At 32.9% G+C, this 13,434-nt stretch carries 9 protein-coding genes and 2 pseudogenes; 9 read left to right on the top strand and 2 right to left on the bottom strand.

Going from position 1 to position 13,434, the window contains the following annotated elements; genetic code table 11:
- Window positions 1-357 precede the first annotated feature (357 nt).
- From V6255_RS08380 to V6255_RS08370, 3 genes are all read left to right on the top strand, one after another.
- Window positions 358-3,291 (top strand): NACHT domain-containing protein, encoded by a 2,934-nt coding sequence (locus V6255_RS08380; protein ID WP_341627738.1) that lies wholly within the window; start codon window positions 358-360, stop codon window positions 3,289-3,291.
- Between the two features lie 175 nt (window positions 3,292-3,466).
- Window positions 3,467-3,988, top strand: a complete 522-nt coding sequence (locus V6255_RS08375) for an IS110 family transposase (protein ID WP_341627737.1) — start codon at window positions 3,467-3,469, stop codon at window positions 3,986-3,988.
- A gap of 611 nt (window positions 3,989-4,599) precedes the next feature.
- Entirely contained in the window at window positions 4,600-5,790 is a 1,191-nt protein-coding gene (locus V6255_RS08370) for a restriction endonuclease PLD domain-containing protein (RefSeq protein ID WP_341627736.1), read from the top strand.
- Between the two features lie 32 nt (window positions 5,791-5,822).
- Here V6255_RS08370 and V6255_RS08365 read toward each other — a convergent pair.
- Window positions 5,823-6,026 (bottom strand): annotated as a pseudogene (locus tag V6255_RS08365) (IS110 family transposase); the annotation flags it as partial.
- Window positions 6,027-6,222: 196 nt separating this feature from the next.
- Here V6255_RS08365 and V6255_RS08360 point away from each other — a divergent pair.
- The 3 genes and pseudogenes from V6255_RS08360 (at window position 6,223) to V6255_RS08350 (ending at window position 7,516) form a co-directional block, all read left to right on the top strand.
- On the top strand, window positions 6,223-6,639 hold the full coding sequence (locus V6255_RS08360) for a MerR family transcriptional regulator (RefSeq protein ID WP_341627787.1): 417 nt from the start codon (window positions 6,223-6,225) through the stop codon (window positions 6,637-6,639).
- Between the two features lie 67 nt (window positions 6,640-6,706).
- A pseudogene (locus V6255_RS08355) lies at window positions 6,707-7,087 on the top strand (carboxymuconolactone decarboxylase family protein); the annotation flags it as partial.
- 27 nt (window positions 7,088-7,114) lie between these two features.
- On the top strand, window positions 7,115-7,516 hold the full coding sequence (locus V6255_RS08350; RefSeq protein WP_425355918.1) for a carboxymuconolactone decarboxylase family protein: 402 nt from the start codon (window positions 7,115-7,117) through the stop codon (window positions 7,514-7,516).
- 169 nt (window positions 7,517-7,685) lie between these two features.
- Here V6255_RS08350 and V6255_RS08345 read toward each other — a convergent pair whose 3' ends face one another.
- Window positions 7,686-9,260 carry a diguanylate cyclase domain-containing protein gene (locus tag V6255_RS08345; protein WP_341627735.1) on the bottom strand — a complete coding sequence of 525 codons (1,575 nt, stop codon included), beginning with the start codon at window positions 9,258-9,260 and terminating at the stop codon, window positions 7,686-7,688.
- A gap of 348 nt (window positions 9,261-9,608) precedes the next feature.
- On the opposite strand from V6255_RS08345, the gene V6255_RS08340 reads away from it, so the two are divergent.
- From V6255_RS08340 to V6255_RS08330, 3 genes are all read left to right on the top strand, one after another.
- Window positions 9,609-10,001 carry a DUF4112 domain-containing protein gene (locus tag V6255_RS08340; RefSeq protein ID WP_341627734.1) on the top strand — a complete coding sequence of 131 codons (393 nt, stop codon included), beginning with the start codon at window positions 9,609-9,611 and terminating at the stop codon, window positions 9,999-10,001.
- Between the two features lie 599 nt (window positions 10,002-10,600).
- Entirely contained in the window at window positions 10,601-10,846 is a 246-nt protein-coding gene (locus V6255_RS08335) for a glutaredoxin family protein (protein ID WP_341627733.1), read from the top strand.
- A 628-nt stretch (window positions 10,847-11,474) separates the two neighbouring features.
- Window positions 11,475-13,376, top strand: a complete 1,902-nt coding sequence (locus tag V6255_RS08330) for a putative bifunctional diguanylate cyclase/phosphodiesterase (protein WP_341627732.1) — start codon at window positions 11,475-11,477, stop codon at window positions 13,374-13,376.
- Window positions 13,377-13,434 lie beyond the last annotated feature (58 nt).

The following is a 13,434-nucleotide window of genomic DNA, read 5'->3' as shown; positions in this document are numbered from 1 at the left end:
TTTGTTATTAATACGGAATTTTTCTGCCTATCCCCATGATTATTTTTTGATTATTAGCTTTAAAGCATTGTTTTTATGTTCCGACAGCGTATATTTTAACAAATTAAACTATTCCGTACTTCCGCTGTTAATACGGAATGATTCGGCTTAGTAACACTGTTAGGTTTTCTGGGTAATCCAATTTGTGTATTGGTTTGCAACTTACGTTTAAATCAATTTTATGTTGTAATTTTTAGCCAAATCAATGCATTCCTTCATCAATTTTTATGCTGTAGGATTAATAATAATTGCTTATCAATACATTACGAGTGTTTTTATTATTTCTGAATAAATCACTCTAGCAGGATAGTTAATACTATGAATAATAAAACTAAACTTATATCTAACAACTCAGTTAATTTTAATGATTTTTCTGACCGTCGCTTTGAAGAATTTTCTCATAGACTATTTGAGTTCCGCATACAAGATGAATTAGTCTCATATCACGATAAAGCAACATTGATGTGTGGAGTCGGTGAAAAAGGACGTGATATATCACTATACAATCATGGAACAGCTAGTGGCTTAGTTCAGTGTAAATTAAATTCTAGTGGTAATCTTACACAGCCAAGCGCCGCTAAAGAGATAATTAAATTTGTTCTCCATTCGATTATCGATAGTAGTCTAATTCCAAATATACATAAGTTTCAATATTACTTTGTCATTTCTCATAAAGCTGCAAATACAACAATTGAACTTTTAAATGGCTTTAATAAGCAAATTACTCAATCAGGAAAACTAGAAGAGTGGACCACATCAGTTATTGGTAAATATGAAGCATTTAATAAACTTAAGTATAAAAATATAAAGAAAGAACTCATAGGAACACTTAATAATCTAAAAGTGGAATGGTTACAAGGTAGCGATATCAATGGGTATGTAAGCAAATATCAAGCATTAACAAATGAATTTTTTGAAATTAAAACTGTTTTAGAAACTCAACCGGTGTTAAATGAGCTCCAGAAAATTAGTGATAATATATCACCTGATTTGAAACCTAAGAGAATTGTTTTTCTGAAAAAATATAAAGAAACAGCTTTAACATATCTATCCTCTGTAAGGTTCATTGGTCATGCCACAAGGTTTAACAAACCTCAAAATATGACTATATCGAGCCTTTATGTAGAGCCGTTGCTTAAGCGAATTCAAGACAAAAAAGATACAGAGATTAATGATAGTTATGGAGAAAATGCAGAAGATAACAATTTAACAACAGAATATATTTTGAATTCTACTCATCACCAGATCATTCTAGGGGATCCTGGAGCTGGCAAATCTTTACTTGTAAAAAACATAATGATTAAAATATTTGAATTAGCTAACGAAACACCTTTTAGAGTTGAGCTAAGAAAATATATCCAAGAAAATAATCGGAATAACCTATCAATATTAGAATACCTGAAAATATTATTAAATTCTGAATATCAACTTGAAGTGGAAAAAAATATACTAGAAGAAATAATTGAACATACACAAACTGTTTTTCTATTTGATGGACTTGACGAAATTTTTGATATTTCTCAGAAAGAAAACACTGTGAACGTCATAAAAAACTTTTGCAATAGCTACCCTAAAGTGAAGTGCATTGTTACTTCCAGATTTATCGGGTTCAATGACGTGGAGTTTGATAAAGAGTATTTTGATAAACTTTCAATTTTACCTTTTATAGAGCCCCAAGTAGAAGAGTTCATCGATAACTTCTTTTCGACTCAGATAAATAATAAAAAATTGAGAGTTCAAGAGGCGACTAATTGTAAATCTCAAATTCAGAATGTAAGCGTAGAACTTAAAAGTAATCCATTAATTTTATCGCTAATGTCTATGCTTGCATTGAATAATGTTCAAATACCAGATTCAAGATTAGAAGTGTATGAATCAATAACAGAAACATTGGTTGAAAAAAGAGATATTGAAGAAAAAGAATTGAAATTTGACATTAAAAATATTAGAAATATTAAAGGGGCATTTAGTAGCTTAGCTTATTGGCAGTATTGTCAGAATAGTAACGATAAAAAAGCCACGAATGAAATGGCTATTTTGCACATTGCAGATTATTTATTTAAAAAAAGAAACTGTGATGATATTGAAGAAGCAAAAGACAGCGCTGAAAAATTTATAAAGTATGCAGAAAAACGATCTATTTATTTTGATAATAACTTTACCCATAAAACATTTTCTGAATATTATACCGCCAACTTTATTTGTATGAACTACAACAATAACCCCGCAAACATAAGTTTAAGGGATAAAGTAATTAAAGATAATTTAGGAGATCCGGTTTGGCATGTCGTTTTTGAATTACTATTTTCTATGATTGATAAACAAGTCGATGACTATGAAGTCATTGAAAATCTTTTTAAGCCACATTTAAATACCACCATACCTTTAACAAGCTTATTCCTGCTATCCCAAATTAGAATTTTAAGTAATATGGATAAAGATCTAATTGCGAATATTTTTGAAAATGTTATTTATTTACTAATTAATTTAAAATTAGTTCAATATGATAGGGAACCATTTCATGAAGGTAGTTTTGACCATGATGAAGTGAAATTAGCTCAATTATTGAGATCTTATGTTGATTCTGAATGTAAGTTGGACATTTTAGCTGAAGTTATGTTGAAAATAGAAACAAAATTAAAATCTAAAACTCATCGTATAAACTTCTATAGTTTAGCCTGCACATTAAACTCCAGTAGCTCTAACAAATTTTATAATAATGAAAGTACATTTGAAGATGCTGCCCAAATTGATACATATTTGTATAAAATATTCTATAAAGATAAATTTTCATTAAAACATGCTATGAAGGTATTCAAATCGGAACAGCTTTTTGAGCGAATTTATATCAGACTTTCAGGTGGTACTTTTTATATCGGGTTAATCGAAAGGTGGTTACGAACAGATCCCAAAGAAAATGATAGTGATGACTTATTGTTATTAGTCGATGATATTATTGCAAATAATAATGAGTCTGTAATAGACGAGTATATGAGTTTTTCTCATGTTACAGACTCTGTCAATGTTGCTTTAAATTTATTCAAATGTTTTGCGAGTAGTAATAATAAGCATCCAGATTTTTTCGAAAAAACTATTCTTTCAATAACTAACGGTTTGAATTTAGACACTATTAGTGAACGTAATATTCGGAATGTAAAAATTAAGGCTAATGTTTTGAAATTAAAGGAGTATGTTTTTTCTTTGAAGCATGAAAAAGCCACCGAATTGTTAGATTCAATATTATCTAAATAAGGTGTTTTTTAATGACTATGGGGTGGGAATAATATCCGTAGCACATTGAATCACAAGTTACGTCTAAATCAATTTAATGTCGCGGAACAAACCTAACAAACAAGATGTATGGACTCCCTAACCTTATCTACTAAGATTTAAGTGATCTGATTTGTAGCAATTAAAGGAGTCTTATATGAATAAGTATGGTGTTCTCGCGATCGATTTAGCTAAAACAGTTTTTCAAGTTTGTAAAACAGATAGTTTTGGAAATGTTATTTACAATAAAGCTGTTAATCGTAAAAGATTAAAAGAAATTTTAACTCTAGAAAAAAAATCACTTGTTGCAATGGAGTCATGTGGTGGTACACATTACTGGGCTCGTTTTGCGAAAGCTCAGGGGCATGAAGTAAAGGCAATACCAGCAAGGCTTGTAAAATCTTTTTTACAAGGTCAGAAAACAGATGCTAATGATGCGATTGCAATATCAGTTGCTGCTTTACAGCCTAATATAAAATCCTCTCGTTTAATTACAGCTGAAGATCAAAGCTTAAATTGTATGGATGGTGCCAGAGCTGCATTAGTTTCAACGAAAAGAGCACAAGCAAACCAAATAAGAGCATATTTGTTAGAATTTGGTATCCCAATTGCTAAATCAGATAAGGTTCTGAAAGTAGAAATCCCAACAATACTTGGTGATGCTGAAAAAGGAAAATAGGGTCAAGTCTTGTTTTTTGCCTTTTAAAAATACGACTTAAAAATCCCAAGAAAAACGATGCTCGATGTGGCTACAACTCCCGCACCGTAAAACTTTCCCAAGCGATAAATTACTTTCAGCAACAGCAAACAAGACGTTTGCTGTAAGTACACTCAGCACATGGATGTGCTGTATGAGCTGGTGCGTTAAGAAAGGCAATTAGCGTTTGGATAAGAAAGTGATCCGGTGGCCAGTTTCTTTGCATTCTTTCTTTTCTGGTAAAAGAAAGGATGTCGCCGACAGGGTGAAACCTCAGCTGATAAGAACCTAATTGCGCAAATTAGCGTAGACGAACCAAAAAACAATAAAAGAAAAAAGTTCGAAAAAAGTAGGGACACCCAAAATTATTAACGTAAGGGCTAAGCCCTTAACTCAATAAATCCCTCATGTTTAACCCTCTAATCCCATTTATGACTCAATTTAATCAATTAGTTAATAAAAACAAAATAATCTATTTAATCTCAAGTAAATGTAAGCTACTGTCATTTTTATTTAAAATAAACAGGCTGAAATGAGAAATTCTACAGCCTCGTTATGTTTCTAATCATTTATCAAAATATCTAAGGTTTAATATGTTAGTCACTAACAACAATTTTGGTCATCTAGAAACTATCAATAAGATGCTATCTGGGGCGCAAAAAGTATATATTGCTGTCGCATTTTTGAAGTCTTCAGGCTTAACTTCTGTATTGACTTCAATCGAAAATGTATTAATAAACAAAGGTGTGGTAAACCTTGTCATTGGATTAGATCTTTATATAACAGATGCTGAAGCTTTATACGTTCTTTATGAATTAAAGCAAAAATATAAAGGTGTAAATTTATATCTATATAAAAGTAAGAGTTCTACTTTTCACCCTAAAATATACAGCGTTAGAAATGCTAAAACCAAATCGACATTAATAGGTTCAGCTAACCTAACTAATGGAGGGTTAATCTCAAATACAGAGGCTTCATTTTATACAAAAAATAATGACGATTTATTTGATCAAGTAGTGAGTTTCTATGAGGAAATAATAACCAATTCTGATTGTGAGAGTGCTAGTCATTTAAAAATAAAAGCGTATGAAGAAGAGTGTAATATTCATAATACTGAAATAGAAAAAGCGACAAAAAAAGCAAAAAAAATTATTCATGAAACACTAAATTCTCCACTGGTTATGAAATATTATAAAGAGTACTGTTCTAATCCAAAAGAAATGGATAATCTTCAGCAAAAAAGACAAAATTATAAAGAAGCAAAAAAATTAGTACGGAAAATAAATTCTAATAATATAAAAAATAAAGATGATTTCATTTCAGTTTACGAAAAATTAGTTGGTGCCGCTGGTGAAGGTCAATTATGGCATTCAGGGAGCATATTTAGATCAAAAAATATCGTTGCTAAAAGTTATAAGGAATTCATAAGTTTTGTTGAAGTTGCTACTGATAAGGACATACTAATACAAAATCCTGAACAGGTATTTAATAAAATATTACCTTTCAAAAACAGTATTACTGGTCTTGGTTTTAATGTTATTACTGAACTTTTGACTACATTTAAACCTAGTAAATTTCCTGTGTTGAATAAAAATCCTATTGGCAGTGTAAAGTATCTCTGGGGTTTAGAATTTAAAGAGCCTGGTAGCTTTAAAAGTAATGACTACAAAAGTTATGCTGAGTTTATGAGTACTCTATCAAAAGATATAGGTGCTGAAGATTTTATAGAGACCGATCACTTTTTGAATTACGTTTACTGGAAATATGCACGTAACAAAACATAACAACACGCCCTGAGGTGGACCGCTAGTAAAATTTAACTATTAATTGCAAATTTTAAAAGCGGTGAGTCTCTTCTTTTTAGCGCCGCTAAATAGGTTGATTCATCATAGGGAGTGTTAGTTTTCCAACATCTAAATACTATCCTGAACCACTTAAAGGCTAAGGCTCTAATGATACTATTATGTGGTTTCCCTTTAGCTTGTTGTTGCTAATAATAAGCCTTTGCCCAGAATGAATAACGAACCGAAAAACCAGCCTGCTTAAAATATAGCAAGGCAATTAAGTGGATAAAAACTGTTGGCTTTGTTCGTTCATCACAAAGTATAACCAACTGCTTATTGTGGCATTGAGGCTGTAAAGTTTCTCTAAAAATCGTTTTCGTGTTCTTTTTTATAATTACTCATTGTACAAAGTAAATAACTGATATCCTTAAAATTGAACTGCCAACCATTATTTCCTCATTCCAACGTATTACCTGCTTAGGAGGCCTTATCAATATTCAACGCTTTGCAACTTTAACAAACATATCTGCGCATACTATTCGCTATTATGAAAAAATTGGGGTGTTAAAGCACATTGCAAGAAATGCCAATGGACACCGTTTTTTTACTTCAAAGGATATCGATTGGATTCAGTTTGTGAAACGCTTAAAAAAGATGGGCATGCCGCTCGATAATATAAAGCTTTACGCCGATTTAAGAGAGCAGGGCGAATCGACTGCTGAACAAAGGAAGGAGTTGTTGCAAGATCATGCTGTGCTCTTAGAAGAGAAAATAGTCTTAGAAGCGTTACACCTTAAAAAGATAAAAGAAAAAATTATCTACTATGAAAACGTTATTAATAAAAATTAAAGGGTTGACTTAGAGCTTACTCTAAGGATTAGGCTATTGTTCATCCCATTAATGAACAGAGGCTAATATGACTACTTTAAATGAACGTTATGAAACAGGATTAAAAAATTTAAAAATCATTGATAAAGAGGCCGGTGAAAAGGTCGTTGAGAGCTTAATTGATTGCTCGCCAGACTTAGTCAAATATATTATCGAATATGGATTTGGTGATGTTTATAACCGAACTGAGTTGGCACTTAAGTCGAAAGAGCTAACCGTAGTGGCTGCACTAACTGCGATGGGAAATGCAGCACCACAATTAAAAGTACATATTCACGGCGCATTGAACGTAGGCGCTAATATTGCTGAAATCCAAGAAGTAATATTACAAATGTCTAGCTATGCAGGCTTCCCAAGTGCGATTAATGGTATGTTAGCCTTAAAAGACGTGGTGGCAGAGCGTAAACTCGAAGGTAAGCAAGATGAAGCAGGGGTTATGCATTCTTCTTCTACGCTTAAAGGTGTTTCCCGTTATGCGCTAGGAGCACAAACTCTCAATACGTTGCACGCTAATCAAGTTGAAAACCTAGAATCTACGTTTAAAGACATTTCACCCGATCTCGCTAGGTTGGTCATTGAATATGGCTTTTCTGATATTTTCTCAAGGTCTGCTTTAGATAGTAAACACAGAGAAATGGCGACCATTGCTGCGTTAACGGCCATGGGAACGGCTACACCACAGCTTAAGTTTCATATTAAAGCGGCTTTACATATCGGCGTTAGCCAAATAGAAATTCGAGAGATAATGATTTTAATGAGTGTTTATTGTGGATTCCCCGCTGCTATTAATGGCACCTTGGCATTAAAAGGCGTTATTAATGAAAGTGATGTGAAGTAATTCGACAATCACTTGTTGGATAACTTGTACTAGTCGTTATTTTTAAAGCCTCGATTCAGTATATGAGGCTTTTTATAGCCAGTAACTTAATAACTTAATAACTTCATACCTTAATAACTCCATACCTTAATACCTTAATACCTTAATACCTTAATATTCTCATAATGAGCTAATACGAAGGAGTTAACGCTGGTTTTGTCGTTGAGCAATGCACCTTATTTTTCTTTTTAGCCTTTTTAGCGTGATACATTATTTCATCTGACTCTGTAATTAGTTCGTCTGATGTAATATTTCTATTACTCGTGTAGGTGGTTATTCCGTAACTAAAGTTTAAAGAGAATGGTTTGTTATCTGAGGCGCTTGCATTTTCTAACGCTATTTCTACTCTGGCGATCACTTGTTCTGCTTGCTCGATTGAACATTGGCTTAATACTAGTAATAGTTCATCTCCTCCCAATCTAATCGCCGCGTCGCCACTTCTGATTATATCGTTAAGTGCATTAGAGGCCGTTTGTATTAACCAATCTCCTTCTGCATGACCGAACTTATCATTTACATATTTTAAACCGTCTATATCAATAAAGCAGACCGATAAAGTGCTGTGGTTTGCATCAACTTTTTGCATCTCTTTGTTCAAGAAAATTAACCCTGTCCGACGATTTAATAACCCGGTCATATCATCAAAAGAAGCGTAATGAAAAAGCTCTTGTTGTGCTTTTTTAAGCTCGCTAATGTTGGTTATACCAATCACCGCCGTTGGTTTTCCATTAAAATTAATACTGCGTACCGATATCAGTGTTTCGTTAACGCTGCCTTGTGTATTCAAAATAACAATTTCATATTCATTGAGGTTCGAACCATTTTTAAGCTTTTCAATGAAGACTTTGTTATTTTCAAAATTGACATCTAAATAGTTCTCTAAGTGTGCTTTTGGTGTTTGGCCAAAAGGGTCTCCTATTAATGAGATGGCCTTTTCATTGACTTGTACTATCGATAATTCAGTCGGATCAACTAATAACATCGAAATAGGACTCGCGTCGAATAGGTTCTCTAGATCATGTTTATTTTGAGTTAATGTATTAAGGCTTTTTCGTAGGCTATGGGCAGCAGGCGTGAAAATAAATAAAAACTCTAAAAGAAGTATTATCAAGGTTGCAACCATTAATATTATTTCAATTCTTTCTGCCGAGGTGACTTTAGCATTCGCTTCTTTTGCATACTGAAATACGATTTTATTCATAATCGTTAAAAATTCATTTTCATTCAGGGTGATATTTTTTATGTGTTTTTTTAACTGAGTTGGATCGGTGGTACTTATTATAATATTTGATGAGTTTAGGATGGTCTTAAAGTGCGGGGTTATTTGCGTAAATAACTCTTTTATCGGTTGGCTATTATTTCCGGGTAAATTTAAGCTTTCATTTCCATTTAATAACCCTAAATGAGACTTTTCCCATAATGTCTTTGTTTGATCAAGCTCGACCCGAGAGAGTGATGCTTTTTGCTCAGATTCTGCTGTTAAGATGTAATAACTTAATTTTGTTATTTTTTGGCTTAGCATTCGTTGCCTACCAGCAATATTAATGACATTTGAGTCGTATTGTTGCGCGGCTAATAAAGATTGCATAGTGAGTTGTGAGATGACAATTAAAATAGCAATAACTGATAAGGCGATTGTATAACGCCATTTTAGTTTTCTTACTGAGGTTGTTGCAATATTGTCGTCCGTCATTGTCGATTGCATTATCTTTCTCTTTGGTTATAGATCCATTTATAGTCGAGCTATTGTTAACTTCATCCTTGAGCTCACAAACTAGCTAATATCAGATAATAATTGATAAGTTATCCTACATTATTATTTTAAGGCATCAAAGTTGTTATTTATAAAGAGGTATATTTCGCTGATGTTATTGAAAGTAAATATAAAGTTAATTTATGCGCGTTACCGTTCAAGGTGTTTGGTTCAGTCGTCACCTTGGGCTTTAATCAAGGCGCAACACGATCACAATGAGGAGCCCTTATTGAAGGTTGCAACGTAGAGTTGGTTTTCAAGCTAACGGGTATATATATTTTATTAAACGGGTAATAAACGATGCCAAATAAAGCACAAACAGAAGATATAAAGCGCTCTCAACAAAAAACACACGCTGCAATAAGGCGTCTTGAGCGCTTTAGTAAAATGACTGATAGTAGTATTCGTATTCCTTTTACTCAATTTAATATTGGGGTCGACGCTATTATAGGGGTAGTGCCTGTTGTTGGTGATGCTGCTGGATTTATTTTATCAAGTTATGTCTTGCTAGAAGCACAACGGATGGGAGTGAGTAAACGTATCAAGCTGAAAATGATAGGTAATATGTTAATTGATTTTTTAGGTGGTTTGATTCCATTGGTTGGTGATGTGTTCGACGCCTTTTTTAAAGCAAATACACGTAATACCAACCTATTAAAAGACTATCTCCTTAAACAGGAAGGGAGTGAGTAAAATCATGACGTTAATATATACCCGTCACCATTCAAGATGCAAAAATCAACAAGTCGTAAGGTAAACAGATTCTAGGCATAAAGGTAAAGATCTAACGGGTTAAATCGACACTTTCTAACAACGAGGGGGATTGCTTCAGTACTTGCCCTAAGGATCGAAAACTCGAAAACTAATACTGCGTTATAACCTTTAATAAGGACTAGCTATTGTCATCATGTTACGCCTTGTCTTGGCATCGGCATTAGTGACTGAATAATGCATCTTGGTTGGTAACGGAGATAGTGGTTATACCAATCACACTAATTAAGTTATCTATTTTACTTGTTAAAATAACTTATTTCTTCGTTGTAAATTTCGTAAAGGGAACAACCATTTAGCTAAATTTTCGCCTTGAACTAACTCATTTTTCCTGCGCAAAATTTAGATCACTTATTTAATGTAATCGGTATTATTTAGCATTTTAAAATAGATGTTTATCGATAAATATTATGTAGCTGTACTATTATGTGACAAGAAAAATATTTACCAACACAATTATTTACCAACACAATTATTTATCAATGCAATTATTTACCAGCATAATTAAGAGAGGCATTTTTATGAAATTAACCCTTTATCATATGGGGCACTGTCCATACTGTAAACGAGTCATTAAAGTTATTCAGAGTCGCCACATTGGTGTTACTTATAAAGATTTGGATGTGTATGATAAGTTAAGAAAAGAGCTTATGGCGGGAGGCGGTAAAGTACAAGTACCTTGCTTACTAATGACAGAAAAGGGTAAGCGTGATCAATGGTTATATGAGTCTCAAGATATTATTCATTTTTTGAAACAACATTATTAACTACTTAGTTGAAATGAGTGTGCTTTTGTCATGCTCTGTTATCAGGGAGCCATGTCCTATTATTTGATTTCAATTATTGGGTTTTATTAAGGGATTGAAGCTTATCACTGACGATTAGGCCATGGAATTTTTTTGCTAAGTATAGAGAAACTAAATTATTTTAATTATTTTAATTACGTCTAAGTAAATCAACATTAATATTGAGAGAGTGAATAAACTTTATATTATTGCTCTTGTGTCCTAAGTTATGCCTCAGATAATTTAATACCACTTAATTAACATTTATGTATGCCTGTTACTACTCATATACAAAATTAGAAAGCTGATCAGCGAGCCGCTTTTTAATGTATAGATGAAGTTTTATATTAACCATTTTAGACTACTAAATTAGTTAATAACAATATTTAGGTGTGCTTGTGTACCAAACAACCTGTCAATAACTAGCCTGTTTAGTTAGATGGCTTTATCCGAACTGCGTTGCATAAATTATATTGTATTGAAGAGGGATATTTAATATTTGTCATTTTATGATGTTGTCCTAAACTAGCCTCTAAACTGAGCTGACACCATCATACTTTGGGTAACATTGATAAACCCACTGAGTATTGAAATAACCAATGGATTTTGAATGACGATCAACAAACAACTCACGATTCTAATGCTGCTTATTTCATTATTTTCTCTCATTGTTGTAGCCTGCGCCTTTAAAATTTCAGATGCTGCAAGATTCCATCAACTTAATAGCCAACACTTTAATTACATCATCGAACTCAATGACCTCATTGCCCGTTATCCTAATGCAGTTCCTGATACTAACGTTCTTAAAAACGTTGTAAAAAAAATTCAAGATCAACCTGAAGCTTGCGTTGCATTGCCTAGCAGCATTGACCACCTTTTGATGAGAATGATTAATGCTGAAAGTATCATCGGCATTTGTAAAAAGGATATTAAAATAGCTGATGATTTATTAGAAAGTATTCAGTTGTTTGATCAAGGCTTGATCTCGCAATCTGTAATGAAAATGGAACTTAATGTAGGTTATAAAAAATTTAGACTTAACTCTATCGAGTTTATTGGACCGGTCAATAAACTCAGTAACTTTATTGTCAAAACCTCAACGATGATGACCGTTATATTATCGATTGTTCTTTTTCTAATGGCATTTACTATTACTAAAGCTATTAGAACAGTCGTTAAAAGAATGCAAGAAACAAAAGATAAACTCGTTATTAGCGAAGAAAAAAATAAACAGCTTGCTCATAAAGACACCTTAACTGGGTTGCCTAATCGAAATGCGTTAGACAAAGTAATCAATAAAAATATTTTGATGCCCGATAATGATAAGTTTGCAGTTTTCTTTATTGACCTAGACCGCTTTAAAGATGTGAATGATACAAAAGGGCATGCTCAAGGTGACAAGTTATTGAATATTATAGCGAGTCGTTTAGGTAATATGATCAGAGATAAAGATTCTGTATTCAGGTTTGGAGGTGATGAATTTGTCGCTATTATCAATTTCTCTACTACTAATAGTCATAAAGTTAGAGACATTGCCGAAAGACTGATCAAGGTGATTGCTGATCCTATTTCTTTAGATAATACAGAGGTTTATGTTACTGCAAGTATTGGTATTTCAATTTATCCAAAGAATGCAAAAGATGCAGAGAGTCTTGTTAAATTCGCTGATACGGCAATGTATAAGGCTAAAAAAGAGGGTAAAAATCAGTATCTATTTTATCAAGATATCTTTAGTAAAGATCATACACGTCGTTTATCTTATGAATCACAATTACGAACAGCTATCGCGAAAGACCAACTGAATATTGTTTATCAGCCTGTCGTTAATTTAAATAATTTTGCCACTCAAGGCACAGAAGCTTTACTACGTTGGCAGTTAAACGAAGAGACGAGTGTTTCTCCTGATATCTTTATTCCTATTGCTGAGTATTCGGGGCAGATTATGGAGATAGGAGAATGGGTATTAAGGAATGCTTGCCAACAGAATAAATTATGGCGCGAGAGCGGAGCTAGTAAGTTAAATATTGCAGTGAATGTATCTCCTTACCAGTTATTTAACCCGAACTTTCCTAAGTTAGTTCAAAAAATACTGGCTGAGTTTGATATTCCACCACATTGCTTAGATCTTGAAATTACAGAAAGTATGACTGTTTCTAATAATGATGTTTTTTTGAAAACACTAAATGAGCTTTCTGAGATGGGTGTTCGATTGTTAATGGATGACTTTGGAACGGGTTATTCTTGTTTGAGTTATTTAAGACAACTTCCTTTTGATGTATTAAAAATCGATAAGAGCTTCGTCAGTGATTACGATACGATAGCCTCAACTATTATTGCCATGGGCAAGCAACTAGACATGAAAATTATAGCTGAAGGAGTAGAAACTCAAAGTAACTTGAATATTCTGAAGCAACAGCAGTGCGATTTTGCACAGGGTTATTTTTTTCAACGTCCCGTTTCAGCAGAACAACTCGACGTGTTTAAAATATATAATAATATTAAAAGTACTTAGGGCGTGTTGATCTTTCAAGAGTAATTTTTGAACAGCATGGTGGAAATGTATAATGGTT

Origin of the sequence: Psychromonas arctica (genome assembly GCF_038155225.1) — a bacterium.
In the GTDB taxonomy this organism is placed as follows: Bacteria; Pseudomonadota; Gammaproteobacteria; order Enterobacterales; family Psychromonadaceae; genus Psychromonas; species Psychromonas arctica_B.
This window is presented reverse-complemented; position numbering and strand designations above follow the sequence as displayed.